Here is a 26,348-nt window from a genome sequence, read left to right as displayed (position 1 = left end):
TCCCTAGGTCCGCCCGCCAACCCTGAGGCCCGCGACGCTGCGCTCTTCGAGCACATTATGCCGGAAGCGATAGAGAGCTGCGGGCCGCCCGCGCGGTTGCGATTGCTCGGCGCCAGTGGGCTCCACCAGTTCCGTGGTCTCAACCAGGCGACGAAAGTTCTGCTTGTGCAGGTGGCGGCCGGAAATCGCCTCCACCGTCTCCTGCAGGGCGGTCAATGTGAAGGTGGACGGCATGAGCTCAAAGACGACGGGCCGGTACTTCAGCTTGGCGCGCAGCCGGGCAATCGCGGTAGCAAGGATGCGCCGGTGATCGAAGCTCATCGAAACGCCGAGCTGGCGCGACAGAGCCGTATCGTTGGTCCGCCCGTCGCGCACGGCTTCCTCGATAAGGCCAGCCTCATACAGCAATTCGTACCGCTCAAGCACGCGCTCTTCGTCCCAAGCGATGCCATCCTCCCCGAATGCGAGCCGCAAGCGGCTGAGACGCGCAGGAACACCGCCACTTTCCGCCCAGCTGCGCAGGGCAGGACGAACCGTCTCGTCGATCAATGCGGGCTTGCCGCCGCGCCAATCCTCCCAGGGAAGAAACGAATACCAGCTGCGCCAGCGCGCGCCTGATTTGCGCAGGGACTCCTTGTTGTCGTCGGTAATTCGGGTGAGGGCGAGATAACCTACCGAAACGATGTGAAGATCGCGATCTTCCGCAGTCTTGTGCCGCCCACGATCACCGAACGTATAGAGTTGTTCGACATAACCAAGCCGCAAGGGGGTCTGCTCGGCGACCCATTCGCGCAGGCCCGCCTCAAAGGTGCGGTGCTCCAGCGGATTGAACGGACCGAATGGTAGCTCGTCGCGTTCGATGTCGTCACTGGAAGCTGTGGTTAGGATCAACGGGTCGTTGTTGGCCACAGCCGCAATGGCTGCGCTCAAATTGATCTCGACCGCGTTGGGTGTACCCGTCATACGGAAATGCTCAGGGGCAGGATGAACGGCGTACCCTCGAAGGCCTCTTCGCCTCGCCCGATCGCCTTGACCGCATCGACCATGCGGCCTCTTCGCCCGAGCATGTCGTCGGCAAGGGCTATGAGGCGGCTGTTGGGCGTGGCCGATGGCGCGTTGCGGCGCAGTGCCTGCGCCAGGTCCGCTTCGTCAAGCTCCGGATTGAGGGCGAGCGCCGTGATATAGGCGGCCGCGGTCGAGCGCGATATGCCGGCATAGCAATGGATGAGCAGCGGCGCCTGCCGGTCCCAGCGCCGGCCGAAGATCAGAAGCTGGTGGATATGGTCTACCGCCGGCAAGGTCATGCCTTCGGCGGGCTCGATGATGTCGTTGAACCCCAGGAAAAGGTGCCGTGCCTCGGCGATTTCGGCAGGCCGCATTACCGGCGTGCCGGTGTTGATGAGCGTGATCATGTCGCGAGCGCCGAAGCGGATTGCGGATTCGGCGATGCGGGATAGGGGAGAAACGACGATGTGCGGCATGGATCTAACCTTGGTCTTGTGAACGTCGCCCGTCAAGTTCGGCAAAACGTTGTAAAAAAGCGTCTTGAACATCCTGTGTCGGCAGCGCGGTCACGTCGATGCCATGCGGGCTGATACCGCGCGGGCGGCCGAAGAATTGCACGGCTTCCTTTTCGGCGAATCCGGCAAGTCGGGTCGCTTCGAAATAGGCGGCCACCGCATCGGCGCGTTTGATCAACAGGCGCAGGTTCTGATGGATGACCGGAGCAAGCGCGAAGCGGACATGAATGGCATGCTGCAGCCGCAATTCCACGCTCTTGTAATCGCCGCCGACCACCGCCTTGAACGGCGAAATCATGTCGCCGATCACATATTCAGGCGCATCGTGCAGCAGCGCGATCAGCCGCTGATCGGTTGTCGCCTCCGGCACGATCCTGCCAAATATCTCTTCGACGAGCAGCGAATGTTGCGCAACGGAAAAGGCGTGATCGCCGACGGTCTGCCCGTTCCAGCGTGCAACACGGGCGAGCCCTTGGGCGATGTCGACGATCTCGATGTCGAGCGGCGATGGATCGAGCAGGTCGAGCCTGCGGCCGGACAGCATGCGCTGCCAGGCCCTGAGTTCCGTTCGCTTGTCCGTCTGCGGCTTCGCCGGCATCAACAATTCCCGATCACGCTTCCTGCGTCGTCACCGGAAATGTAAAGCGGTGTTCGGGGGGAATGGCAAGGTGAACCGCAACATCTCCTGCCATAATGGGCACGCCGCTATCTACAGCATCCTTGACCCGGTCGATGCGGACAAGGGCGAGACCGTCTTTCGCTACGACTGTGCCGAGTGTACCAATCTCGCGGCCGCCCGCAGTTAGGGGCGTTCCCTGCGCCGGCAGGTCAACGGCGGCCGCTGCGACCAATATTCGCCGCCGCGCGGTGCCGCGATGCTGCATCCTTGATACGACCTCCTGGCCGACGAAACAGCCCTTCTTGAACGAAACGCCTCCAGTCTGGTCGAAGTTGACGTCGTGGGGAAATGCTTCGCCGAGTGCATAGTCGTCCGGTGCTTCGGCGACGCCGTATGCGATGCGAAGCGCATTCCAGGCGTCAACGTCCGAGCCAGCCTCGGCAGGTTCGCCGTACCGGCGCCTGACGCTGAAGCTTTCGGGAAACCGGCGGTCGGTTAGGATTGAATCAGTTTCAGAGGCACTTGAATCGTCATTCCAGGAAACCGTGACAAGCAACTCTTTATCCACGGCAAATTGAACCTTGGCGCGAAGCCGGTAGAGCGTGAGGCGCTTCACGAGATCGTCTATAGATGAAGCATTGAGATCAAGGCGCAGCCCGGCCCCGTTGCGCGAAACAAGGAATTCAAACAGGATTTTTCCCTGCGGCGTCAGCAGGGCGCCCGGCTTCAATTCACCTTTGCCGAGCGTATCGAGATCGGTCGTGATAATGTTCTGGAGAAAATCTTCGGCGTCGTCGCCCTTGACGTCGAGGAGCGCGCGTCCACTTAAACTTGCCGATGGCATAGCATTGTCCTTGCCTTTATCGTCCCTGTTACCTAATTCGCTCTAGGCAGGTTCGCAAGGCTGGATGGGAAAGCAAATGGTGCAGACGTTCGACACGATTTACCGCAGCGGTTTTGTCGTCAGTCAGGATGGGGTCGGCCTGCGGGATATCGGCGTCAGCAATGGCCGTATCGCCGCGATCGGTAATCTCGGCCACGCCTCGGCAGGCGAGCTCGTCGATGCGGCCGGGCTGCACATCCTGCCCGGCGTCGTCGACAGCCAGGTGCACTTCCGCGAACCAGGCCTTGAGCACAAGGAGGATCTGGAAAGCGGTTCGCGCTCCGCTGTCCTTGGCGGCGTCACCGCCGTCTTCGAAATGCCGAACACCAAGCCCCTGACGACGTCGGCCGAAACGCTTGAGGACAAGATCAGGCGCGGCCGCCATCGCATGCATTGCGACTTCGCCTTCTGGGTGGGGGGCACGCGCGACAATGCCGATCAGGTGGCCGAACTGGAGCGTCTCCCCGGCGCTGCGGGCATCAAGGTTTTCATGGGCTCGTCCACCGGCGACCTTCTGGTCGAGGATGACGAAGGCGTCCGGTCGATCCTCAGGAACACGCGCCGCCGCGCCGCCTTCCATTCGGAGGACGAGTTTCGGCTGCGGGAACGCGAGGGCCTGCGCATTGCCGGCGATCCCGCGTCCCATCCCGTTTGGCGTGACGAAATCGCAGCGCTCAAATGCACCGAACGGCTGGTGCGCATCGCCAGGGAAACCCGGGCGCGCATCCATGTCCTGCATATATCGACGGCCGAGGAAATCGAATTCCTCAAGGATCACAAGGATGTGGCAAGCTGCGAGGCGACGCCGCACCATCTGACGCTCGAGGCAAGCCAGTATGCGACGCTCGGCACGCTGCTGCAGATGAATCCGCCGGTCCGCGATGCACGGCACCGCGATGGCGTTTGGTCAGGCATCACGCAGGGTATCGTCGACGTTCTCGGCTCCGACCATGCGCCGCATACGCTTGAGGAAAAGTCGAAACCCTATCCGGCGTCCCCGTCGGGCATGACGGGCGTTCAGACACTCGTACCTATCATGCTCGACCATGTGAACGAGGGGCGCATGTCGATCGAGCGCTTCGTTGACTTGACCTCGCACGGTCCGAACCGGCTGTTCGGCATGGCGCGCAAAGGCCGCATCGCCGTCGGATATGACGCGGATCTGACGATCGTCGACATGAAGCGGCGCGAGACGATCACCAATGCGAACGTCGGCTCCAAGGCGGGCTGGACGCCCTATGATGGCAAGATCGTAACCGGCTGGCCGGTCGGAACAATCGTTCGCGGCCAAAGGGTGATGTGGGAGGGCGAGATCGTCACGCCATCCACAGGCGAACCTGTGCTTTTCGGTGAGGCGCTGCCTGGGTAACGCCCGCTGCCGCTGCATTGTGCTAAGGATCCATTCTTCTCCGTCATCCTCGGGCCCAACCCGAGGATCCATTCTGTACCACTGCGCAGGTGGGTCCTCGTGGATCCCCGGAACAAGTGCCCCGCGGACGACGGCGGTAAGGGTTGGCGCAAAACGCACCAACCTCCAGCCTTCAAGCACTCCCGCCTGGAATTGCCTGCGCAAACTGCAGGTGGCGCAGTTTCTCCGGATTGCGGACAATATAGATCGCCTTGATCTTGCCGTCCTCGATCTCGAGCGCCGTGGTTTGCGGCAGTCCGTCGAACTCGGTGGTCACAAAGCCGGGAAGGCCGTCGATCAGGCCCTCATACAATAGCGGCGAGAACCGATAGCCGGCGGTCCGCCCGATGCCGTCGAAGAAGCGTCCGACCTTTGCCCGCGAATAGATTGGATTGATCGTGGATGTGCGGTTGCCGCCGCCATCGGCATACATGACGACGTCATCGGCGAGAAGCGCCTGCAGTGCCTGGATGTCGCCGCTGCGCGATGCATTGTAGAAGGCTTGGGCGATATTCTTGCCCTGTTCGTCGGAAACGGGAAAGCGCGGCTTTGCTTGCTGAACATGGGTGCGGGCCCGGCTCGCCAGCTGGCGGCAGCTTGCCGGATCGCGACCTATCGCATGCGCCACCTCATTGAAATCCTGGCCGAAAACATCGTGCAGCAGGAACGCCGCCCGTTCCAGCGGCGACAGCCGCTCCAGCGCCATCATCAGCGTCAGCGTGATATCGGCATCCGTCTCGTCTTCGCTCGGATCAAATATCGGTTCAGGCAGCCAGCTTCCCACATAGGTCTCCCGTCGAACACGTGCGGATTTGAGGTGGTCGAGGCAGAGCCTCGTGACGATGCGAACCAGGAAGGCTTCCTCGCTGCGTACCTCCGAACGATCGGCCTGATGCCAGCGAATAAAACCTTCCTGGACAATATCCTCCGCCTCCGCGACCGATCCGAGCATGCGATAGGCGATGCGGATCAGTCGCGGTCTGAGGCGATTGAATATACTCGACGTGGCTTCAGGCTGCTGCGGCACTATCTTTCGACACCGGATGCACTGACCGGAATCCGATGGCGAGCCGGTTCCAACCGTTGATGGTAACAATGAGCATGCTCAGTTTGACGATCTCCTCTTCGCTGAACTGCGTCTTCAATTCCTCATAGACATTATCCGGTGCGTGCGTCTTGGCAATCAGCGTCAATGCCTCGGTCCAGGCGAGGGCAGCGCGTTCGCGCTCGCTATAAAGCGGCGACTCGCGCCAGGCGTCGAGCAGATAGAGGCGCTGTTCGGTCTCGCCGCGCTTGCGCGCATCCTTCGAATGCATGTCGAGGCAGAAGGCGCAGCCATTGATCTGCGAGGCGCGCATCTTGACGAGTTCGATAAGGCTCATCTCGAGCCCGCTGGAAACGGCGCTCTTCTCCATCTCGATCATGGGCTTTATTGCGTCGTGGTTGTAGGGGTTCAGTCTCGGTTTCATCATTGATCTCCTTGTGCGGCATTGCGTTGCCTGAAAACAAGACGAGACAGCATTTTCTAATGTGACATCGCTCAAAGATTATTTTTGGGACAGGCTGCGTTTGTTGAGCGGAGATCCATTTTTGACGCCCCGCATTGGGTCGGACTAACCTCAATCTGTTGCTGTAGGGCGCGTCGGCTCAAGGGTCGGAGGGGCATCGCCCGCCTACGATAACGTCAACGTAGCGCGCCGACGCTGGCGATCAGGTCATTGTCATTGTTGCAACCGGTGAGATGTATAGGTGGAGGACCGGTGGGATCATTCTCAAGCGCCCGAGAATCGGCTTACGCGCGCTTCAATCCGTGCTGGATCAACCGGTGGATCAGTTCCGGATAGGGTATTCCGGTCCCGCCAAGTACCTTGGGATACATGCTGATATTGGTGAATCCCGGTATCGTATTGACTTCGTTGATCACGGCGCTGCCATCGGCGCGAAGGAAGAAATCAACGCGCGCCATGCCCTCGCATCCAAGCGCACGAAAAGCTTGTTCTGCCATATCCTGTAGAGACTGGGTCTCGTCGGGGCTGATGCGGGCAGGCACGGTAAGGTCCGCTCCATCCGCATCGAGGTATTTTGCTTCGTAGGTATAGAAGTCGTGCGTGTTGGACGGAGCGATTTCACCGGGCACCGAAACAATCAAGGTGCCATCTGCCGCTTCGAGCACGCCGAGTTCGATCTCTCGGCCTTCAATGAACTCTTCGATGAGGACATGGTCGTCGAACTGCAATGCCGATTCAACCGCCAGATGCAGTTCCTCGGCTGTCCTCGCCTTGCTGACGCCGACCGATGAACCCTGCCGGGCCGGCTTGACGAAGACGGGCCACGAAAGCGTTTGGGAAAAGGCGTCGAGATCAATGTCCGAGGAGCGCTTTACCATGATGCCAGATGCAACGGGCAGGCCGTCATGGGCCAGCAGGCACTTCGCCTGATACTTGTCCATGGCGGCGGCGGATCCGAAAATCCCGCTTCCGACATAGGGAATGTTGGCGACTTCCGCCAGGCCCTGCACGGAGCCGTCTTCGCCAAAGGGTCCGTGAAGAATCGGCAGCAGCACGTCTATAGGCGTGATCTCATAGGCCGGGCCGGATATGGGAAGAGCAAGCGCGCGGCCCCGGCCACCCGGAAGCAAGGTAATTTTCGTACCATCGCCCGGTACGGATTGCGGAAAGCCGCCGTCGACGAGCAGCCACTCGCCCTGCCGGGTCACCGCAACGAGAACTGTTTCGTAAACCTCCGGGTCAATCGCCTCGAAGACATTTCTCGCGGACATGACGGAGACATCGTGTTCGGAAGATCTGCCACCAAAGAGAATTGCGACGCGCGTTCTGGACATGGTGGAGTTCTCACGAAAGATCGGCGATGGGGATTCAAGTGGAGCGCTTGGCGCGCCGGCTCAGTCACCAGTGACGAAGAAGCGCCAGCGTCCCTTCGGCGTGATGCCAAGGCGGTAGAAGACATAAGTGCCGAATTGCTTCATCTCGTCATAATCGCCCGCGGTGACGATCTGAAAGAGTTCGACCTTCTGCTTGGCGTCGAGCTTGTCGAGCGGATAGGCGAAAAAGTAGGGCCACACATAGAGCTCGTCCGGCGTGCCGGCATCGAGGTGGACATAGCCGGATTCAAGCACGTCTACGAGGATTGCAAGAATTTCCATGCCGTCTGGATCGCCCGCCAACGACTTCAGATAGGCGAGGGGATCGCCCTCGATCTCGGTGAGCGAGAGCATGGTGACATCGTCGCCGGAGCCGATCAGAGGACGCAGCGCCTCGATATTGCCGGACTTGGCCGCCGTCAGGATCAGTTCGTGCATCTTGCGCACGGGGAACGGCAGCTTGCTGAGGTCGTATTCGACCTGCGCGGCCGCGGCGCCTTCCTTGGCATTCGGCATGGCGATGCTGCTGTCGGGGACGACGGCGCCGTCATTGGCGGCGGGCGTATCCGCATCGCCGTCGCTCGGAGCCGCCGGTTGGTCGGTCACAGCTGGCGGCGTCTCGCCTGCCGGCTTCTGCGTTGCGTCGGGCTTGGCAGGCTCTGCAGGCTTGGGAAGCTCTTCCTTCTTCAGTTCGCTCAAGGCAAGCTGGACGGGTTTGCCGCTGGCGGCGGCAGCAGGAAGGCTGAACGCACAGGACGCGGCCACGATGACAATTGCGCGGGCAATCGCGGGCGCGGAAAAGTGCTTCTCAAGCATGCTGGATCACCCGGGCGTTACTGGAGAACGCGATTCGTTGAAAATTCACCTGCGGAAATACGTTCACGCAACACTTCAAGCAACGCAAGAGCGGAGGCTTCGCCATTGTCGCGGATCAGTTCGATCAGCGCGGTTGCGAATGCTGCCTCGGCCATAATTTCAGGTTCGATACCCTCGAGCGTGCCATCTGCCCAGACTTCATTCTGATATTCGATCGCAACCAGTTTTTTTTCTTCTGCAACCAACCTATCGAGGTCCGTCGATGTCATGTTCATGTCATACCGTCCTTGGCCGAAGCCAATTCTTAAACTACCGCTAAACTCTATCATATGTTTTGTTTAAAATGCGGCCCATTGGCTTCAACAGTTAAAGCACAGTTAATTTCCATAGCCCGATACGATCTCGGATGAAAGCCTCATTCCTTCGGCCTGGTAGCGGTCAATCGCCGCAATCGCCTGGCTGGTGCAGGTGGAGTAAGTCTCGTTGAAAGTGCGGTAGCCGCGGTTGAAGCTGGCGATGAGACGCGCCCGCCGTGCCGGGTCGGGGTTTTCCGCCAGAAGCAGCGTATCCATGCGATCGCGCCACTGGCTGCTCTTCTCGCCACACAGATTGCGCAGCGAATGGATCGATCCCATTACCTCGGCGAGGCGCAGGAGCTTGGCCTCGTAGAGCGGATCGACAGCATATGCCGGGACAGCGCTGGCGAGTGTCGCAAGAAACGCTGTGATCAATGCTGCTCGCCGCACGAAATTCCCCAAGCCTGTTCGCCTTTCGCGACATGTTGCCCGAAAGCAAGGCGCCTTCAAGGCGTCGATCGGCGATACCCTCAACTTTCGAAGGAACGCGCCAGGAAGTGCACGACCTCGAGCACGCTTTCGGTCACGTCAAATGCGGCCATTTCGTCGGCGCGCAGCCAATGCACGGCCGCAGCATCGTCGGCGGCGACGGCGTCTCCCGTTGCGTCATGCGCGAGGAACACAGCGAGGCGGAACGCCTTGGGCGACGGAAACTCGGGTGTCGAGTAATCGAAGGTATAGGTGGTCAGATAAGTGACCTCGTGCGCGATGATGCCGGTCTCTTCGAAGAGCTCGCGCATTGCAGCTTCCTGCGGCGTCTCGCCGTCCTCACGCCGTCCACCCGGAAAGGCGAGCCAGCCTTTCGAGGGCTCGCGGCCGCGCTCGACGAGCAGGAATGCGTGGTCGCGGATACAGACCGCGGAAACGCCATCGACAGTTGCGGAGAGGGGAATTTGATCCATATCTCAGGGGTAAGCGGCATCAACGCATTTGACAAGGTCGCCTTGACGGGCGACCGCAAATCGGGAAGATCGCCGCGGTCACTAAGGGCTCGTTATAAATGTGCGGACGTTTTTCCCTCCTCGGAACACCGGAAGAGATCGAAGCCTGGTTCGATCTTATGGAGCTTGAGGATTTCCCGCCCCGCTACAATATCGCGCCGACCCAACCGATCCTCATGGTCGTCAGCGGGGAAACGCCGCCGCCCGGCAGCAACCGGTCGAACCGGCGTGCGCTTCTGGTACGATGGGGGTTCATTCCGGGATGGGTCAAGGATACGGCAAATTATCCGCTTATGATCAACGCCCGCGCCGAGACCGCGATCGAAAAGGCATCGTTCAAGGCGGCGATGCGCCATCGCCGCGCGCTGATCCCGGCCTCGGGCTTCTATGAGTGGCGCCGCAACGGCGACCGGAAGGCGCAGGCCTATTGGGTGCGCCCGCGCGATGGCGGCGTTGTCGCCTTTGCCGGACTTTACGAGCCCTGGGCGAATGCCGAGGGGTCGGAGATGGATACCGGCGCGGTGCTCACCACGGAGGCGAGCGAGAATCTGTGTTTCATCCACGACCGCATGCCCGTCGTGATCGAGCACAAGGATTTCTCGCGCTGGCTCGATTGCAAGTCGCAGGAGCCACGCCATGTCGCCGACCTCCTGAAACCGGCACGCGAGGACCTGTTCGAGGCGATACCTGTCTCCGACAAGGTCAACAAGTTCGAAAACACCGGGCCGGAAATCCAGGAGCGGGTCGAAGATACACCGCCCGAGGAACGCAAGAGACCGCAGCGTTCAAAGCCGCCGCAATCCGACGCACAGATGAAACTTTTCTAGGCCTTTACGCGCCAACTTCAGGACACAGACGATATGCTTTCAGCCGCTCTTTCCGGTTTTCTCCTTGGCGCGTCGCTCATAATCGCGATCGGCGCGCAAAACGCCTATATCCTGCGGCAGGGCCTGCTGCGCGAACATGTCTTCATCCTGAGCTTCATTTGCGCGCTGTCGGACGCCTTGCTGATCGCGGCTGGCGTTGCCGGCCTCGGCACGCTGATCGCACAGTCTCCGAAACTGATTTCCTTCGTGACGCTGGGCGGAGCGGTGTTTCTCTTCTGGTACGCATCGGTCGCCTTTCGGCGTGCGTTTCATCCGGAAGGCTTGCGGGCGGCGGGTTCTGGCGGAAGCTCACTCAAGGCAGCCGTCGGCACAGTGCTCGCGCTGACATTCCTCAATCCGCACGTCTATCTCGATACAGTCGTTCTATTGGGCGGGCTCTCGGCCCGCTTCGAAGGCGTCAACCGCGCGGCCTATGGCGTCGGCGCGGCGCTCGCTTCGTTCATCTGGTTCTTCAGCCTCGGCTATGGGGCGAGGCTGCTGCAACCGGTGTTCGCCAAGCCTGCGGCCTGGCGTGTCCTCGACATCCTGATCGGCCTTGTCATGGCCGGCATTGCAACGAGCCTGTTAGTCCGTTTCCTGCACAATTGAAGCAAGCTTCAGCTGCGGACGCTTGCGCACGGTGCTCAGCACCGCGGCAAGGATCGCGGCGGGGCCGATGGCATTATATTTGGCAACGAGATTCTCGGCGCGGACGCTTTCGCGCGGCTTTGCCGTCTGCTGGATGGTGTTCATGGGTCTGGTCCTATCCCCTTTTTCGGATAAGTCAGGATTCCCGGTCAAATGAGCCGGAAAAAAGGCACTTTCCGGGAGGATTTTGGGCTATTCGGTTAAGATGGATTAACCACGAGGAAGCAGGCAAAAATGCAACACCCGCGTTTCGCGGCGACACGCTTGACGATCGACCCGCAGTCGATCATAAATGCGGCCATGAAAACGTTGCCCGTAACCATCATTATTACCTGTCGGATCATTATCAGCTAGCACTGCGCTGGCCCGGCCGTTTTCGTCTCAAAATTCAGCAAAAGATGTGAAACGCACCGGTCGCCAGACCAGTGGAATGATATGCGTTTGATGTTGAAACCCGAGATTTTGAGCAAACCGCCATGCCGCAGCAACTGAGCCTCTACAACACGCTCACCCGCACGAAGGAAGTGTTCGTGCCGATCGATCCGAACAATGTGCGCATGTATGTTTGCGGACCCACTGTCTATGACTATGCCCACATCGGCAACGCCCGACCGGTGATCGTCTTTGACGTTTTGTTTCGGCTGCTGCGCCACGTCTACGGCGAAAACCACGTTACCTATGTGCGCAACATCACCGACGTCGACGACAAGATAAATGCGCGTGCCACCCGTGACTTTCCGGAGCTTCCGCTCAATGAGGCGATCCGCAAGGTGACGGAAACGACGAACCGCCAGTTCCAGGCTGATGTGGCGGCGCTTGGCAACCTGCAACCAACGGCCCAGCCACGGGCAACGGAATATATCGCCGAAATGGTGGCGATGATCGACCGTCTCGTCGATCGCTGCATCGCCTATGTCGCCGATGGCCATGTCCTGTTCTCACCGGCGGCGATGAACGCCGCCAGGGGGCCGCGCTACGGCATGCTTGCGCGCCGCTCCGCCGACGATATGCTCGCCGGTGCCCGCGTCGATGTCGCCTCCTACAAGCGCGACGAGATGGATTTCGTCCTGTGGAAACCGTCAAGGGAGGGTGAGCCAGGCTGGGCCTCACCGGCGGGGATCGAAGGTCTTGGCCGTCCCGGCTGGCATATCGAATGCTCGGCCATGTCCATGGCGAAACTGCTCGAGCCGTTTGGCGGCGGACTGCAGTGCGACGATCCGCAGAAGAACATCTTCGACATCCATGCCGGCGGCATCGACCTCGTTTTCCCGCACCACGAGAACGAGATCGCACAGTCGTGCTGCGCGCTCGGCATCGACCGCATGGCCAATGTGTGGATGCATAACGGCTTCCTGCAGGTCGAGGGCCAGAAGATGGCAAAGAGCCTCGGCAACTTCGTGACGATCAACGAGCTTCTCGCGACCGAAACGTTCGGCGGGCGCAAGTGGCCGGGCGACGTGCTGCGCCTCGCCATGCTGATGACCAACTACCGCGAGCCGATCGATTTCAGCGTCAGCCGGCTCGAGGAGGCGGAGAACATTCTTGCCAAGGCGCGCGAATATGTGGGCAATGCCGAACCCGGTGCGATCCCGAATGAGGTGATTGCCCTGCTTGCGGATGATCTCGCCACGCCGAGCGTGATCAACTGGCTGTCTTCGGCGCGGCGCTTGCGCGCGGTCGAGCCTGGCGATTACCGGGCCGCCTTCGCACTTCTCGGCTTCGACTTGCAGGCTGATACAGTGTCGTCAGAGCTTGCGGACGAAATCGAGGCGAAGATCGCCGACCGGCTCGCTCTGCTTGCTGCAAAGAGCTTCGCCGAGGCCGATCGCATCCGCGCCGAATTGCTGGATCAGGGTATACAGCTCAAGGACAGCAAGGATCCTGAAACGGGCGAGCGGGTTACGACCTGGGAGGTGAGGCGGTGATGGACGGGCGTGGATCGCACCCCCCTCTGTCCTGCCGGACATCTCCCCCACAAGGGGGGAGACCAGCCTTTAAAGAGGTTGAGGCCAATCTCCAGGGTTTACATTTGAGCGACACGCTCGATGACAATTCAGTCTCCCCCCTTGTGGGGGAGATGTCCGGCAGGACAGAGGGGGGTGACTGACCATGCCATCCCACACGCCAATTCCGGTGAAGATCCGCCAATATGCGAAGTCCATGCGGCGGGCGCAAACCGAGCCGGAATTGAAACTTTGGAATTGCCTCCGTGCTCACCGACTGATGGGCTTGTCGTTCAAGCGGCAGGTTCCAATCGGCGGTTACATCGTTGATTTCGCCTGTGCTGCGGCTCGCATCGTTGTGGAACTCGACGGTTCTCAACACGGTGAAGATCATAGTCAACAGTATGACGGCGCAAGAACCGAACGCCTGAACCGCGACGGGTGGACGGTTTTGCGGTTTTGGAATGACGATGTGCTTCAAGATATCGATGGCGTCTGTCAGCATATCGTCAGCACAGTTTCCGCAGGGAGCCCCGCCCATGAGCCTTGACAACAAACCCATATACACCGGCGGGTGTCAGTGCGGAGCGGTTCGGTTTCGCGTCGAGGGCCGCGTGGACGACACCTCGATCTGCCATTGTCGCATGTGCCAGAAGGCGTTCGGCAATTTCTATGCGCCGCTCGCATCGGTGCGCGGCGCCCACTTCCAGTGGACGCGCGGCGGACCCAAGCGCTACCAGTCGTCCAATCACGTCAAGCGCGGTTTTTGTGCCGAATGCGGCACGCCGCTGACCTATGAGGCGCCCGACGGCCTCGCGCTGGCGATTGGTGCTTTCGATCATCCGGAGGAACTTGCCCCTGTCCTGCAATGGGGTCTTGAAGGCAAGTTGCCCTATGTCGACGATCTCGGCGCGCTGCCGGGCCATACGTCGGAAGGCGATCCTGAATCGGCTGAATTTCTCAAAACAATGATATCCTATCAGCATCCCGACCATGACACGGATCAATGGCCGCAGGCCGGGGACGGGGAAACGAGCAAGTGACCAAGGAACGCATCTACCTCTTCGACACCACTTTGCGCGACGGCCAGCAGACGCCAGGCATCGATTTTTCGGTCGAGGACAAGAAGGTCATCGCCGCCTTGCTCGATGATTTCGGCTTCGATTATGTCGAAGGCGGTTATCCCGGCGCCAATCCCACCGACACGGCGTTCTTCAGCGAGAAGCGAACGAAGCGTGCCAAGTTCGCGGCTTTCGGCATGACCAAGCGGGCAGGGGTCTCCACCTCCAACGATCCCGGCGTCACGGCGCTGATCCGTTCCGCCGCCGACACGGTCTGCTTCGTCGGCAAGAGCTGGGACTATCACGTGCGCGTTGCGCTCGGCTGCACTAACGAGGAAAACCTTGAAAGCATCGCCGCCTCGGTCACGGCCGCTGTAGAGGCCGGCAAGGAAGCCATCGTCGATTGCGAGCACTTCTTTGACGGCTACAAGGCCAACCCGTCCTATGCGCTCGCTTGCGCGCAAACCGCCTATGACGCCGGCGCGCGCTGGGTCGTTCTGTGCGATACCAATGGCGGTACGCAGCCGGCGGAAGTGGCGACGATCGTACGCGAGGTGACGAAGTCGATCCCCGGCGATCATCTCGGCATTCATGCCCATAATGACACCGAGCAGGCGGTCGCCAACTCGCTGGCTGCGATCGATGCCGGCGTGCGCCACGTGCAAGGCACGCTCAACGGTATCGGCGAGCGTTGCGGCAATGCCAATCTCGTCACGATCATTCCGACGCTGATGCTGAAGCCTGCCTGGGCGGACCGCTTCGAGACCGGCATCAGTATGGAGAAACTGCAGGGGCTGTCGCGACTCTCGCGCAGCTTCGACGAATTGCTCAACCGTGCGCCCAACCCGCAGGGCGCATTCGTCGGGACGTCGGCTTTCGCGACCAAGGCCGGCATCCACGCTTCGGCCCTGATCAAGGAGCCGGCGACTTACGAACATGTCCCGCCGGAGACCGTCGGCAATCGCCGCAAGGTGATGGTCTCCGACCAGGGCGGCAAGTCCAACTTCATCAATGAGTTGGAGCGCCGCGGCATCAGCGTGGCAAAGTCCGATCCTCGGCTCGACACGCTCATTGCCCTCGTCAAGGAACATGAGGCGGAAGGCTATGCCTATGAGGGCGCCGATGCGAGCTTCGAACTCTTGGCCCGGCGCACGCTTGGCACGGTCCCGGAATTCTTCAAGGTCGACTCGTTTCGATGCATGGTCGAACGCCGCTTCGATGCCAACGGCAACATAAAGACGGTCTCGGAAGCGGTGGTGAAGGTCGACATCGACGGCGAGACCCGTATGTCCGTCGCCGAGGGCCATGGCCCGGTCAACGCACTCGATCTAGCGCTGCGCAAGGATATGGGCCGTTACCAGAACGAGATCGATGATCTTGTGCTCGCCGATTTCAAGGTTCGTATCCTCAATGGCGGCACGGAGGCAATCACGCGCGTTCTGATCGAGTCGACGGATTCGAGCAATGCGCGTTGGTGGACGGTCGGCGTATCCGACAACATCATCGACGCCTCCTTTCAGGCGCTAATGGATTCCATTGTCTACAAGCTGATGAAAAACCGCGATCTCGCTGGCAAGATCGCCGCAGAATAGCTGGAAATCGCTCATAATTTGTTCGAATCGCCGTAAAAAACATCAACTGTCTTGATGTATCGATCAGCCGAATTCAATGGACGCGCCGGGAAGCGAGGACTAGGAGTCGGCGCATCATGACTGAACAGATAGCTTCCAATCGCGCCGTGACCGCTGGCCTTGTCACAACCGAAGGTCCAGGCGGCATGTCCGACGGGAAGAAGGGTTTCATCTTTGCGCTCTCGGCCTATCTGCTCTGGGGCGTCCTTCCGTTCTACCTGAAGTCGGTTGCCCATATGCCGGCGCTGGAAGTGGTGGCGCATCGCATCATCTGGTCGGTACCCATCGCCGCGCTGCTGCTGTGGTGGCTCGGATTGTTCGGCGATCTGAAGGTCGCGCTGACGACGCCCCGGATGCTTTTCATGGCGATGCTGACGGCCTCGCTCATCACGCTCAACTGGGGAACCTATGTTTGGGCGATCGGCAGCGGCCACGCCATCGATACCGCGCTCGGCTACTACATCAACCCGCTGGTGAATGTCGTGCTCGGCGGCATTTTCCTTGGCGAGCGCCTGTCGAAGCCGCAGGCCGTGGCGGTCGGGCTCGCCGCCTGTGCCGTTCTCCTTTTGACGGTCTATTCTGGCGGCTTGCCTTGGATTTCGCTGGTGCTAGCCTTCAGCTTTGGCTTTTACGGCTTCTTCCGCAAAACTTTGCCGATCGGCCCAACGCAGGGTTTCATGCTTGAAGTCCTGCTTTTGTCGGTGCCTTCGCTCGCCTTCATCGCCTGGACCGTCTCGCAGGGCACCAGCCACTTCTTCAATGGCAGCGCCCACGACGTCGGCCTTCTGCTCTTCGCCGGTCCGGCAACGGCGGTGCCGCTCATCCTTTATGCATTCGGCGCCAAGCTGCTGCGCTATACGACGATCGGACTGATGCAGTACATCGCACCGACGATCGTCTTCCTCAGCGCCATCTTCGTCTTCGGCGAGCCTTTCTCGCATATCCAGTTCCTCGCCTTTGCGCTGATCTGGACGGCGCTTGCCATCTATACGTGGTCGATGTTGCAGCAAGCCCGCAAGGTGAAGGCGGCTTAACACCTGTTCCCGCCGATCCTGCGCACAATCAGATAAACCGCCGCGGAAATCGCGAGCGCGATGAAAGCGATGATCCAAAAACCGTGCGCGCTTTCTGCAAGCGGTAGCCCGCCGGTATTCATCCCGAAAAGCCCGCTGATGACCGTGCTCGGCAAAAGAACAGCGGTCATCACCGACAAAACGTACAGGAACTGGTTCGATTGGTCGGTGAGCTTGGCCATCAGTTCGTCCTGCAGCAACCGAGCGCGCTGCTGCAACTGGTCACCCTCCGCATGCAGGGTTTCGGCTCGCCGCGACAGGGCCTCGATGAGGTCGTCCAACTCCTCAGGCAGAGCCCTGCGGTCGGCATGGTCGATATGGCGGAACAGGCTGATCGCCGCTGTCAGATAGCGGTGGAAGACCACGATCTGCCGCCGCACCGGCACCAGCCGCTCCCGTTCGCCCTGCCAGTTCTCGCCGACAATGTGATCCTCGATCGAATCGAGCGTTTCCGAAAGCTCGGCAATTTCCGCCTTGAGCAGTTCAAGGAAACGCCGGAAAACCGCATTGAACAGGGTGAGCGGCGATGGAAGCCGGATTTTGCCCCGGCCTATCGCCTGGCGTATGTCATCGACCGACTGCAGCGGATGGCGCCGCGCGCTGATGAAGAGCCCATCATTGAAGGCGAAGCGGAAATAGCCGAGCTCGCGCGGATCGCCGTAGTGCTCATGCTGGAGATCGGGCAATTCGCCGTATAACCAGCCATCATCGAAATTGATCTGGCATTGGTCGCCGGAGGCAAGCAGGACCTCGCGTACCGCTTCGGGCAGGGTAGCGTCGGTTTCGAGGCTGCGCCGTGCTCTTGCATCGGCCAGCGCATAGCTTTTCCACGTCCATATGGCAGGATTGGAAGCGCCAGGATGCGGGATAAGCGCGCCATCCGCACCGAATGCGTGGCTTATGACAAAGTCGTCGCTGGCGAGTTGCTTGCTGTTGGGATCCAAGGCCTTCGTATCCACCTATCGATCCCTTTTCCGTAGCTACATCCGTTCGATGATCGACTCATCGCCTTCCCGGTCACCTCGCGCAGCGGCGTTGAGGATCGCCGGCACGATCTCATCCGGGTTTTCTACCACAAGAGGATTGACCAAATGTGACGTATGCACGAACCCTTCGGCTTTCATGTGGTCGATGAGCGCAAGCATCGGATTCCAGAAGCCGTTGACATTGGCAAAGACCATCGGCTTGCGATGCCGCCCGAGCTGGGCCCAAGTCATGATCTCGACGATCTCCTCGACCGTGCCGATGCCCCCGGGCAGCGTGACGAAGGCGTCGGAGCGCTCGAACATCTTGTGTTTGCGCTCGTGCATGTCTTCCGTGACAATCAGTTCGGAAAGCTGGCCAAGCGCGTGTTCGGTGGCTTCCTTGTTCATCAGGAATTTGGGGATGATGCCGGTCACCCGACCGCCCGCGGACATGACGCCGTCCGCAACCGCGCCCATGATGCCTTTGGTGCCGCCGCCATAGACGAGTTCAAGCCCATGTGCGGCAATCGACTTGCCGAGCAGCCTGCCGCTTTGCTTGTAGATCGGATCGCGGCCCGGCGAGGATCCGCAATAGACACAGATGGATCGAATCTTGCTCATGCGACGAGTGGTGCCTCCTGCATCGCCAAACGTCAAGGCAGTAGTAATGCGACAAAAGTTTGCTACCCCAGATTTGTTCTTGATAAGTCTAAAGACTAGTCCTGAATCTAAAGGGTTTTCTTGTAGCATCGGCGAAAAGGCGCTAGACCAAAAAGAGAACAATAGGAATGGGGAACGATGTTCGAGAATAAAATTGCGGTTTTGGGGCTCGGTACTGTCGTTGCCGCTGGGCTCGTCGCCGCTGTCGTGGCGTTGCTGCCAGGTGAGCCGACTTCTGACAAACCCGTAGCGCTTGCGACCAGTCCTGCACAGACACAGCAGCCAGCCGCTGCACCAGCACCGGCCCCGCAACAAGAGGCCAAGGTAGAGAGCCCGACGCTCCCTGCGGCCAACGCGCCCGCTGCCCAGCCGGACGCTTCGGTTCCGCAAGGCGAAGCGACGATAACTTCGAGCGGACCCACCTTCGACATTCTCCGCGTCGAACCCTCCGGATCGATCGTTGTTGCCGGCAAGGCGGCAAAGAACGCTACAGTCGATCTTTTGTCTGGATCGCAGATCGTCGGCACCGGCAAGGCGACAGATACCGGCGACTTCGTCATCGCCCTCGATACGCCGTTGAAACCCGGCGACTATCAGCTTGTGCTGCGCTCGACACTGCCCGATGGCAGCGCGCTGACATCGCTTGAGACCGCCATTGTCTCCATACCCGAAAACAAGTCCGGACAGGTGCTGGCGCTCGTCGAGCAATCTGGCCAACCGAGCCGCATGATTACGACGCCGCAAGCCACGACACCAGCTGCACCGGCCGAAGCGCAGACGGCAACGGCGACCGCCTCCTCGCCGGCCGGCGACAAGCCCGCCACGCCCGCCGAGAGGGCTCTCGTCGCCGTCGAGGCTGTCGAGATCGAGGGCAACAAGATTTTCATTGCCGGCACCTCGGAGCCAGGCTCGACAGTCAAGCTCTATGCCAATGACGATCCGCTTGGAACGACGAAGACGGCGCCAAATGGCCGCTTCCTGCTGCAGACGGTGCAGGAGCTTGCTGTCGGCGATTACATTATCCGCGCCGAAATGATGGGCCGGGATGGCATGACCATAATCGCGCGTGCGGCAGTACCGTTCAAACGTGAGGCGGGCGAACGCGTCGCAGCGATTGCTGATGCCACGCCCGGCGACAGCGCCACCGGCGCCGTTCCGCAAGGCACGGATCCGGCAGCGCAGAACAGCGAGGCGCCGCTCAAGAATGTCGACGGTTCGGTTATCATTCGCCGGGGCGACAATCTCTGGCGGATTTCCCGCCGCACCTATGGCGCGGGCGTTCGCTACACGACGATCTACCTTGCCAACAAGGAGCAGATCCGCAACCCGAACAAGATCTTCCCCGGTCAGGTCTTCACCTTGCCGGATCAGGAAAAATCGGCTGTCGAGTGACATGATTGCGCTATTCCGGCACCTCAAGCCGGAATAGCGTTTTTACTATTCGGCTTGCTTTGGAAATTTATATCGTTTATCGCCGATGGACGATGAATTGTACCAATCCGTTTGAACGCTCTTTGTCGGACGCGGAAACCGCCCGGATCCTTGCCGCGCTTGCTCATCCGGCGCGCTTGCGCATCGTTCGGCAGCTCGCCTGTCTCGACCGCTCCTGTTGCAAGGATATCGTCGCGCAGCTTGACCTTGCGCAGTCGACGGTCTCGCAGCATCTGAAAATTCTCGTCGAAGCTGGCCTTGTCCGCTATCAGCCCTCAGGCCAGAGCTCGCACTACAGTATCAATCCGGATGCATTCGTCACCGTTGCCGCGTTTGTCAGCGACATGGCGAGCCTTTGCTGTTCCGATGAAGGGATGGTTCGGGGCCGTGCCTCGCTGCACCCCGCGATCCACAAGGAATAAAAGTGGCCAACAAGACCGTTTCCGCCGACTCTGGAAAGACACTCCAGACCATACGCAATCTCTGGCCATACATGTGGCCGATGGAGCGGCCGGACCTGCGCATGCGCGTGATCTGGGCCACGGTCTATCTCGTCATTTCCAAGGTCGTTCTGATCCTTGTTCCGTATTTCTTCAAATGGGCGACCAATGCCTTAAATGGCAAGTTCGAGCCCTCGGACCTCGTGCCAGCTCTGCTCGTTGGCCCGCTTATGCTGGTCGCGGCCTATAATCTGGCCCGTATCGTCCAGGCAGGTCTCAACCAGTTGCGCGACGCGCTGTTTGCCAGCGTCGGCCAGTACGCCGTGCGAAAACTTGCTTATAAGACCTTCGTGCATATGCATGATTTGTCGTTGCGCTTCCACGTCGAACGGCGCACGGGCGGCCTTTCGCGCATTATAGAGCGCGGGACCAAAGGCATCGAAACGATTGTCCGCTTTACGATCCTGAACACGGCGCCGACGATCCTTGAATTCCTCATGACGGCCGTAATCTTCGCCGTAACCTATGGTTTCTCCTATGTCGCCGTGGTCGTTGCCACGGTCTGGCTCTATACGTGGTTTACCGTCCGTGCCAGCGATTGGCGCATCGGCATACGCCGCGACATGAACGCTTCCGATACGGACGCCAACTCCAAGGCGATCGACTCGCTGCTCAATTTCGAGACGGTCAAATATTTTGGCAACGAGGCCATGGAGGCCAAGCGCTTCGACGGAGCGATGGCGCGTTATGAAGTATCGGCGACCCGCATCTGGACGTCGCTCGGCTGGCTCAACTTCGGTCAGGCCGTCATCTTCGGCGCCGGCATGGCGGTGATGATGATCATGTCCGGCAGGGAGGTTCTCGCCGGCACACAGACACTTGGCGACTTCGTCTTCATCAATGCCATGCTGATGCAGCTGTCGATCCCGCTCAATTTCATCGGCTTCATCTATCGAGAGGTGCGCCAGGGCCTGACCGACATCGAGCAGATGTTCGATCTTCTGGATGTGGAGCAGGAAGTCCAGGACAGGTCGGACGCGCGGCCGCTTGACATCGAGCGCGGTTCCGTTCGCTTCGACAATGTTCACTTTGCCTATGACCCGAAGCGCCCCATCCTGAAGGGCGTCAGTTTCGAGGTGCCGGCCGGCAAGACGATTGCTATTGTCGGGCCTTCCGGTGCGGGGAAATCGACCCTTTCCAGGCTGCTTTTCCGCTTTTACGATATCCAGAGCGGCTCGATCAGCGTTGACGGGCAGGATATTCGCGACGTTACGCAGGAAAGCCTGCGCGCCGCGATCGGCATGGTGCCGCAGGATACGGTGCTGTTCAATGACACCATTGCCTATAATATCCGTTATGGCCGGATCGCAGCAAGCGATGAGGAAATGCGCAACGCCGCTGAACTTGCTCAGATCGGTCCGTTCATTCAGACATTGCCGGACGGCTACGAGTCGATGGTCGGCGAGCGTGGGCTGAAGCTTTCCGGCGGCGAAAAACAGCGTGTCGCCATTGCCCGGACGATCCTGAAGGCTCCGCCCATTCTCATCCTCGACGAAGCGACGTCGGCGCTTGATAGCGCCACGGAGCATGAAATCCAGTCGGCGCTCGATCTTGTCAGCCGCAACCGCACAACGCTGGTCATTGCCCATCGTCTTTCGACTGTCATCGGCGCTGATGAAATCATCGTCCTCAAGGATGGCGTGATTGCCGAGCGTGGCACGCACCTGACGCTGCTTGCCCGCGGCGGCCTCTATGCTTCCATGTGGAATCGCCAGCGCGAAGCCACCGAGGCCGAGGAGCGGCTGCGCCGTGTGCGCGAGGAAGACGACCTTGGCGTGGTCCTGCGCGGCGAGCCGGCAGCATAGCGGTTTCAGTGAACTGGCGAGCGAAGCGTTTGCCCCGGCCTCCAATCTCCGATAAGTAACGCGCGAAACGCATTGGCGCGCCTTGGGTTTCGCGTGTGCGTTACCGGGACCAGCAGGAAGCAACGAATGAGCCTTGTCGATACCATCCGCAATACATTTGTGCCGATTCATCGGGAGGGATATCCGTTTATCGCCGGTTTTGCCGGTGCGACGATCATTCTCGGCTATTTCTGGGAGCCGTTGTTCTGGATCGGCTTCGTGCTGACGGCCTGGTGCATCTATTTCTATCGTGATCCGCAGCGCGTGACGCCCATCGACGACAAGCTGGTCATAAGCTCCGCGGATGGAATTGTTTCAGCGGTGGGCCCAGCCGTGCCCCCACGCGAACTCGGCCTCGGCACCGGCGAGATGACGCGCATTTCCGTGTTCATGAACGTTTTCTCGTGTCACATCAACCGCGCTCCGGTGCGCGGACGCATCAAGAAGATCGTTCACAAGCCGGGCAAGTTTTTGAATGCCGAGCTCGACAAGGCGAGCGCCGAGAACGAGCGCAACAGCCTCCTGATCGAAAGCCCGAATGGCGAGATCGCCGTGGTGCAGATCGCCGGGCTGGTTGCGCGCCGCATCGTGTGCTGGGCTGACGAGAACAACGCGCTGTCGATCGGCGAGCGTTTCGGGCTCATCCGCTTCGGCTCGCGAGTGGACGTCTATCTTCCCCAGGGCTTTACCCCCCGCGTCGCAATTGGCCAGATGGCGGTTGGCGGCGAGACCGTCATCGCGGAATTCGGCGGGGCGGCGAGCGCGCCGCTGGTGCGGATCAGCTGAGGTTGCGGCATGAACGACATCGAATCCGATCCGCTGTTTGACGACAAGCCTCGGGCACACGAACCTCGGGGCAGGCGCATTCCGCTGCGCTATCTCGTCCCGAATGTGATCACTGTGCTTGCCATCTGTGCCGGGCTGACAGGCATTAGGCTCGCCTTCGAGAATCGCTTCGAACTTGCCGTCGCCATGGTGCTGCTTGCCGCCTTTCTCGACGGCATTGACGGACGTATTGCCCGTATGATGAAGGGCTCGAGCAATTTCGGCGCCCAGATGGATTCGCTCGCCGATATCGTCAATTTCGGCGTTGCGCCGGCCCTCGTGCTTTATGCCTATATGCTCGATCAGGCGCGGTCCTTTGGCTGGATCGCGGCGCTGCTCTATTGCATCGCCTGCTGCCTGCGCCTTGCCCGTTTCAACGTCATGCTCGATGCCGTAGGCCAGCCCGCCTGGCAAAAGAACTTCTTTACAGGCGTGCCAGCACCCGCCGGAGCGCTTCTGGTAATGCTGCCGGTCTATCTCGGCTTTCTCGGTCTTGCCCCGACGCGGGCTGTCGCCTTCGGGGCGGCCGCCTACACCGTGATTGTCGCCAGCCTGATGATCAGCCGTCTGCCCGTCTATAGCGGCAAGGCGGCGGGTACAAAGCTGCGCTCCGACTGGGTCATGCCGATTTTCCTGTTCATCGTCGTCTACGTTGCGTTCCTGATGAGCTACACATGGCAGACGCTGACACTGACGACGATCGCCTTCTTCATCAGCCTGCCTTTCAGCACACGCGCCTGGAAGCGCTTCGAAGCGGCGGATGCACTCAGCGCCGCCACAGCTTCTCCAAACAACGAGGCCGAAGCCGCATCGTCGTGAGGTTCGGGTTTTCGGCCGTTACTCGGGCCTAGCTTGCCGTCATCCGGTCTCACCCCCGTCATACTCGGGCCCTTGTCCCGAGGATCTATCTTGGACGCTGTTGATCACGCAAAACGAAGCTTGGTCCTCGGGTAAAAAGCCGAGGATAACGGCTGAGAGGAGGATGATGTGAAATCAAACACCTTCCGGCAGAACGATGTTAATGGTCGCCAAGACCGCAATCATGGCTTCTCGCAAGAGCCGTGCTCGAGTCGGCAGAAATTGCAAACAACGCCTGCTCGACCGATACGGCTACGCTAGCTCGGATCGTTGTAGCTCAGAAGCTTGCCTTCGCGCACGTCATAGAGCTTGCCGGTGACATCGAGTGCCGGGTCAAGCATAAGCGCGATCTGGGCGGCAACGTCGTCCGGCGTCGGCAAGGTTTCCGGATCTTCGCCGGGCATTGCCTGGGCGCGCATTGCCGTGCGCGTTGCGCCGGGATTGACCGAGTTGATACGAAGGCGCGTCTGGCGCGTCTCCTCGGCCCAGCTGCGCGCCATTACTTCGACCGCGGCCTTGGAAGCGGCATAGGGACCCCAGTAGGCTCTCGCCGTGTGGGCGACCCCCGAGGAAAGGAACAGCGCACGGCCGGCATCCGAGAGCTTCAGGAGCGGATCGGTGGTGCGGATCAGGCGCCATACACTCGACACGTTGATCGCCATCAGCTTGTCGAACACCTTCGCTTCCACATGGCCGATCGGTGATATCGTGCCGAGGAAACCGGCGTTCGCAACCATGATGTCGAGCTTTCCCCAACGCTCGTGGATCGAGCCGCCAAGCCGGTCGATGGCCGGCAAGTCGGTCAGGTCGAGCGGCACCAGCGTCGCGCTACCGCCCGCGCTCTTGATCTCGTCGTCGAGATCCTCGAGCCCGCCGACTGTCCGGGCGACGGCGATGACATGGGCGCCGCGTGCGGCAAGATCCTTCGCCAGAAAATAGCCGATGCCGCGGGATGCGCCAGTGACAAGCGCAAGCTTGCCGTCCAGCCGGAAACTGCCGTCAGAAATCATTGTGTCGTGAACTCAACCGTTATTTGCGAGAAGCGAGAGCTTGTGGACGTTGCTCGGACCATCCTTGTCGAGAAGGCGGGTCGGATAGTCGCCAGTAAAATAGTGATCGGTGAACAGCGGCGTACGGGAATCGCGCGGCTGGCCGCTGACGGCTTTGTAGAGACCGTCAATCGACAGGAACGCCAGCGAATCCGCGCCGATGTAACGGCACATGGCGTCGAGATCGGCGTATTGGTTGGCGAGAAGCTTGTCGGCGTCCGGCGTGTCGATGCCATAGAAATCCGGGTGGAAGATCATCGGGCTCGCGACGCGTATATGAACTTCGCTCGCCCCGGCATCGCGGATCATCTGCACGATCTTGACCGACGTTGTCCCGCGCACGATCGAGTCGTCGATGAGAACGACGCGCTTGCCTTCGATGACGGCACGATTGGCCGAATGCTTCAGCTTCACGCCGAAAGCGCGGATCGACTGCGTCGGCTCGATAAAGGTGCGTCCGACATAGTGGTTGCGGATGATCCCGAGCTCGAACGGGATACCGCTGGCCTGGGCAAAGCCGATCGCGGCGGGTGTGCCGCCATCTGGAACCGGTACGACGACGTCAGCCTCAAGCGGCGCTTCTTTGGCAAGGTTGATGCCCATGTTCTTGCGCGCGGTATAGACGTTGCGGCCGCCGACGACGGAGTCGGGACGGGCGAAATACACATATTCGAACAGGCAGAGCCGCTCCTGCTTCGGAGCCTGGGGCTTGAAGGCGTCGATGCTGATCGAGCCGTCCGGCTGGATCTCGCAAACGACGACTTCACCGTTCTCCACGTCGCGGATGAACTTCGCGCCAATGATGTCGAGCGCGCAGGTCTCGGATGCGAAGATCGGCTTGCCGTCGAGTTCGCCCATGACGAGCGGGCGGATGCCGATCGGATCACGCGCGGCAATCAGCTTGGTGCGGGTGAGGGCAAGCATCGCATAGCCGCCTTCCATCTGGCGGATCGCGTCGATAAAGCGATCGCTGGACGAGGCATGGCGTGAGCGCGCGATAAGGTGGAGGACGACCTCCGTATCGGAATTCGACTGGCAGATCGCACCGTCGGCGATCAACTGGCGGCGCAGGGTCAGGCCATTGGTGAAATTGCCGTTATGGGCGATGGCGATGCCACCGACTTCAAGCTCGGCGAGGAGCGGCTGCACGTTGCGCAGAACCGTGTCGCCCGTCGTCGAATAGCGCACATGGCCGATGGCCCTGTCGCCCGGCAACTGGGCAAGCGTGGCGGGGTTGGTGTAGTGATCGCCGACAAGGCCCATGCGCCGCTCCGAGCAGAACTGGCGTCCGTCGTAGGAAACGATACCGGCAGCTTCCTGCCCGCGGTGCTGCAGCGCATGCAATCCGAGCGCCGTCAGCGTGGCCGCATCGGTGTGCCCCAAAATGCCAAACACACCGCACTCTTCATGCAGTGTGTCGTCATCGAGGGACATCAATTGGGTATCGTCACGAGAAATGTCGGTCATTACCGCCAGCCTTTCGCCGCAGATTCAATTGAGCCTAATTCGTATTATGCCATAGGAGGCAATCGACTAACAGGGCAGGACCCGCGTCCACGTGTCAATCGAA

29 protein-coding genes are annotated in these 26,348 nt (G+C 60.3%); 13 read left to right on the top strand and 16 right to left on the bottom strand.

Going from position 1 to position 26,348, the window contains the following annotated elements:
* Positions 1-3 precede the first annotated feature (3 nt).
* The 4 genes from BM074_RS00800 to BM074_RS00785 are packed head-to-tail and all read right to left on the bottom strand — an operon-like array spanning position 4 to position 2,983.
* On the bottom strand, positions 4-963 hold the full coding sequence (locus tag BM074_RS00800) for an NUDIX hydrolase (protein ID WP_091919103.1): 960 nt from the start codon (positions 961-963) through the stop codon (positions 4-6).
* On the bottom strand, positions 960-1,481 hold the full coding sequence (locus BM074_RS00795; RefSeq protein ID WP_027229836.1) for a tyrosine phosphatase family protein: 522 nt from the start codon (positions 1,479-1,481) through the stop codon (positions 960-962). Before BM074_RS00795 ends, BM074_RS00800 begins: the two co-directional genes overlap by 4 nt.
* Positions 1,482-1,485: 4 nt before the next feature.
* On the bottom strand, positions 1,486-2,118 hold the full coding sequence (locus tag BM074_RS00790) for a YfbR-like 5'-deoxynucleotidase (RefSeq protein WP_027229835.1): 633 nt from the start codon (positions 2,116-2,118) through the stop codon (positions 1,486-1,488).
* A 13-nt stretch (positions 2,119-2,131) separates the two neighbouring features.
* Positions 2,132-2,983, bottom strand: coding sequence for a CAF17-like 4Fe-4S cluster assembly/insertion protein YgfZ (locus tag BM074_RS00785; protein WP_091919101.1), 852 nt, complete (start codon positions 2,981-2,983; stop codon positions 2,132-2,134).
* 76 nt (positions 2,984-3,059) lie between these two features.
* On the opposite strand from BM074_RS00785, the gene BM074_RS00780 reads away from it, so the two are divergent.
* Entirely contained in the window at positions 3,060-4,391 is a 1,332-nt protein-coding gene (locus BM074_RS00780) for a dihydroorotase (RefSeq protein ID WP_091919099.1), read from the top strand.
* Between the two features lie 172 nt (positions 4,392-4,563).
* Here BM074_RS00780 and BM074_RS00775 read toward each other — a convergent pair whose 3' ends face one another.
* The 7 genes from BM074_RS00775 to BM074_RS00745 form a co-directional block, all read right to left on the bottom strand.
* On the bottom strand, positions 4,564-5,457 hold the full coding sequence (locus BM074_RS00775) for a sigma-70 family RNA polymerase sigma factor (RefSeq protein WP_210186466.1): 894 nt from the start codon (positions 5,455-5,457) through the stop codon (positions 4,564-4,566).
* Positions 5,441-5,899 carry a carboxymuconolactone decarboxylase family protein gene (locus BM074_RS00770; protein WP_027229831.1) on the bottom strand — a complete coding sequence of 153 codons (459 nt, stop codon included), beginning with the start codon at positions 5,897-5,899 and terminating at the stop codon, positions 5,441-5,443. Before BM074_RS00770 ends, BM074_RS00775 begins: the two co-directional genes overlap by 17 nt.
* 323 nt (positions 5,900-6,222) lie before the next feature.
* Complete coding sequence (locus BM074_RS00765) at positions 6,223-7,272, bottom strand: D-alanine--D-alanine ligase family protein (protein ID WP_091919098.1); 1,050 nt, start codon at positions 7,270-7,272, stop codon at positions 6,223-6,225.
* A gap of 60 nt (positions 7,273-7,332) precedes the next feature.
* Positions 7,333-8,127, bottom strand: coding sequence for a hypothetical protein (locus BM074_RS00760; RefSeq protein WP_091919096.1), 795 nt, complete (start codon positions 8,125-8,127; stop codon positions 7,333-7,335).
* Positions 8,128-8,144: 17 nt separating this feature from the next.
* Positions 8,145-8,402 (bottom strand): hypothetical protein, encoded by a 258-nt coding sequence (locus tag BM074_RS00755; protein WP_027229828.1) that lies wholly within the window; start codon positions 8,400-8,402, stop codon positions 8,145-8,147.
* A gap of 102 nt (positions 8,403-8,504) precedes the next feature.
* Complete coding sequence (locus BM074_RS00750; RefSeq protein WP_228019501.1) at positions 8,505-8,855, bottom strand: TIGR02301 family protein; 351 nt, start codon at positions 8,853-8,855, stop codon at positions 8,505-8,507.
* A gap of 98 nt (positions 8,856-8,953) precedes the next feature.
* Complete coding sequence (locus BM074_RS00745; RefSeq protein ID WP_027229826.1) at positions 8,954-9,385, bottom strand: NUDIX domain-containing protein; 432 nt, start codon at positions 9,383-9,385, stop codon at positions 8,954-8,956.
* 98 nt (positions 9,386-9,483) lie between these two features.
* Between BM074_RS00745 and BM074_RS00740 the strand changes: the two genes are divergently transcribed.
* Positions 9,484-10,251: an SOS response-associated peptidase gene (locus tag BM074_RS00740; RefSeq protein ID WP_091919094.1), complete on the top strand. Its 768-nt coding sequence runs from the start codon at positions 9,484-9,486 to the stop codon at positions 10,249-10,251.
* A 33-nt stretch (positions 10,252-10,284) separates the two neighbouring features.
* A complete protein-coding gene (locus tag BM074_RS00735) occupies positions 10,285-10,899 on the top strand; it encodes a LysE/ArgO family amino acid transporter (RefSeq protein ID WP_091919092.1) in 615 nt (204 codons plus the stop codon).
* On the opposite strand, the gene BM074_RS22900 is transcribed toward BM074_RS00735, so the two are convergent.
* Positions 10,876-11,043, bottom strand: a complete 168-nt coding sequence (locus tag BM074_RS22900) for a hypothetical protein (protein WP_155810791.1) — start codon at positions 11,041-11,043, stop codon at positions 10,876-10,878. The two genes, BM074_RS00735 and BM074_RS22900, sit on opposite strands and share 24 nt — an antisense overlap.
* Positions 11,044-11,414: 371 nt before the next feature.
* Between BM074_RS22900 and cysS the strand changes: the two genes are divergently transcribed.
* The 5 genes from cysS to rarD all read left to right on the top strand — a co-directional run bounded on the left by cysS (position 11,415) and on the right by rarD (position 16,607).
* Positions 11,415-12,863 carry a cysteine--tRNA ligase gene (cysS, locus tag BM074_RS00730; protein ID WP_091919090.1) on the top strand — a complete coding sequence of 483 codons (1,449 nt, stop codon included), beginning with the start codon at positions 11,415-11,417 and terminating at the stop codon, positions 12,861-12,863.
* 184 nt (positions 12,864-13,047) lie between these two features.
* On the top strand, positions 13,048-13,431 hold the full coding sequence (locus BM074_RS00720; protein ID WP_027229822.1) for an endonuclease domain-containing protein: 384 nt from the start codon (positions 13,048-13,050) through the stop codon (positions 13,429-13,431).
* The gene (locus BM074_RS00715; RefSeq protein ID WP_091919088.1) at positions 13,421-13,924 is read left to right on the top strand and encodes a GFA family protein; all 504 of its coding nucleotides are present in this window, start codon (positions 13,421-13,423) and stop codon (positions 13,922-13,924) included. Before BM074_RS00720 ends, BM074_RS00715 begins: the two co-directional genes overlap by 11 nt.
* Positions 13,921-15,534, top strand: coding sequence for a citramalate synthase (gene cimA, locus BM074_RS00710; protein WP_091919086.1), 1,614 nt, complete (start codon positions 13,921-13,923; stop codon positions 15,532-15,534). Before BM074_RS00715 ends, cimA begins: the two co-directional genes overlap by 4 nt.
* Before the next feature lie 185 nt (positions 15,535-15,719).
* A complete protein-coding gene (rarD, locus tag BM074_RS00705) occupies positions 15,720-16,607 on the top strand; it encodes an EamA family transporter RarD (protein WP_091921340.1) in 888 nt (295 codons plus the stop codon).
* On the opposite strand, the gene BM074_RS00700 is transcribed toward rarD, so the two are convergent.
* Together BM074_RS00700 and BM074_RS00695 are read right to left on the bottom strand one after the other, a co-directional pair.
* On the bottom strand, positions 16,604-17,605 hold the full coding sequence (locus BM074_RS00700) for a CorA family divalent cation transporter (protein ID WP_091919084.1): 1,002 nt from the start codon (positions 17,603-17,605) through the stop codon (positions 16,604-16,606). The genes rarD and BM074_RS00700 overlap by 4 nt on opposite strands.
* A 21-nt stretch (positions 17,606-17,626) precedes the next feature.
* The gene (locus BM074_RS00695) at positions 17,627-18,232 is read right to left on the bottom strand and encodes an LOG family protein (RefSeq protein WP_091919082.1); all 606 of its coding nucleotides are present in this window, start codon (positions 18,230-18,232) and stop codon (positions 17,627-17,629) included.
* A 177-nt stretch (positions 18,233-18,409) separates the two neighbouring features.
* Between BM074_RS00695 and BM074_RS00690 the strand changes: the two genes are divergently transcribed.
* From BM074_RS00690 to pssA, 5 genes are all read left to right on the top strand, one after another.
* Positions 18,410-19,663 carry a LysM peptidoglycan-binding domain-containing protein gene (locus tag BM074_RS00690; protein ID WP_091919080.1) on the top strand — a complete coding sequence of 418 codons (1,254 nt, stop codon included), beginning with the start codon at positions 18,410-18,412 and terminating at the stop codon, positions 19,661-19,663.
* Positions 19,664-19,785: 122 nt separating this feature from the next.
* Positions 19,786-20,124, top strand: a complete 339-nt coding sequence (locus tag BM074_RS00685) for an ArsR/SmtB family transcription factor (RefSeq protein ID WP_228018711.1) — start codon at positions 19,786-19,788, stop codon at positions 20,122-20,124.
* Between the two features lie 71 nt (positions 20,125-20,195).
* A complete protein-coding gene (locus tag BM074_RS00680) occupies positions 20,196-22,007 on the top strand; it encodes an ABCB family ABC transporter ATP-binding protein/permease (protein WP_244532758.1) in 1,812 nt (603 codons plus the stop codon).
* Positions 22,008-22,100: 93 nt separating this feature from the next.
* The gene (locus BM074_RS00675; RefSeq protein ID WP_280139071.1) at positions 22,101-22,832 is read left to right on the top strand and encodes a phosphatidylserine decarboxylase; all 732 of its coding nucleotides are present in this window, start codon (positions 22,101-22,103) and stop codon (positions 22,830-22,832) included.
* A 9-nt stretch (positions 22,833-22,841) separates the two neighbouring features.
* A complete protein-coding gene (gene pssA / locus BM074_RS00670) occupies positions 22,842-23,690 on the top strand; it encodes a CDP-diacylglycerol--serine O-phosphatidyltransferase (RefSeq protein ID WP_051614487.1) in 849 nt (282 codons plus the stop codon).
* Between the two features lie 296 nt (positions 23,691-23,986).
* Here the strand turns inward: pssA and BM074_RS00665 are convergent, their stop codons facing one another.
* Together BM074_RS00665 and purF are read right to left on the bottom strand one after the other, a co-directional pair.
* Positions 23,987-24,739 (bottom strand): SDR family NAD(P)-dependent oxidoreductase, encoded by a 753-nt coding sequence (locus BM074_RS00665; RefSeq protein WP_091919073.1) that lies wholly within the window; start codon positions 24,737-24,739, stop codon positions 23,987-23,989.
* A gap of 12 nt (positions 24,740-24,751) precedes the next feature.
* A complete protein-coding gene (gene purF, locus BM074_RS00660; protein WP_091919071.1) occupies positions 24,752-26,245 on the bottom strand; it encodes an amidophosphoribosyltransferase in 1,494 nt (497 codons plus the stop codon).
* Positions 26,246-26,348 lie beyond the last annotated feature (103 nt).

Source organism: Phyllobacterium sp. CL33Tsu, assembly GCF_900113985.1.
In the GTDB taxonomy this organism is placed as follows: Bacteria; Pseudomonadota; Alphaproteobacteria; order Rhizobiales; family Rhizobiaceae; genus Phyllobacterium; species Phyllobacterium pellucidum.
The sequence above is the reverse complement of the archived record's forward strand: the minus strand, read 5'-3'. Positions and strand labels throughout refer to the sequence as shown.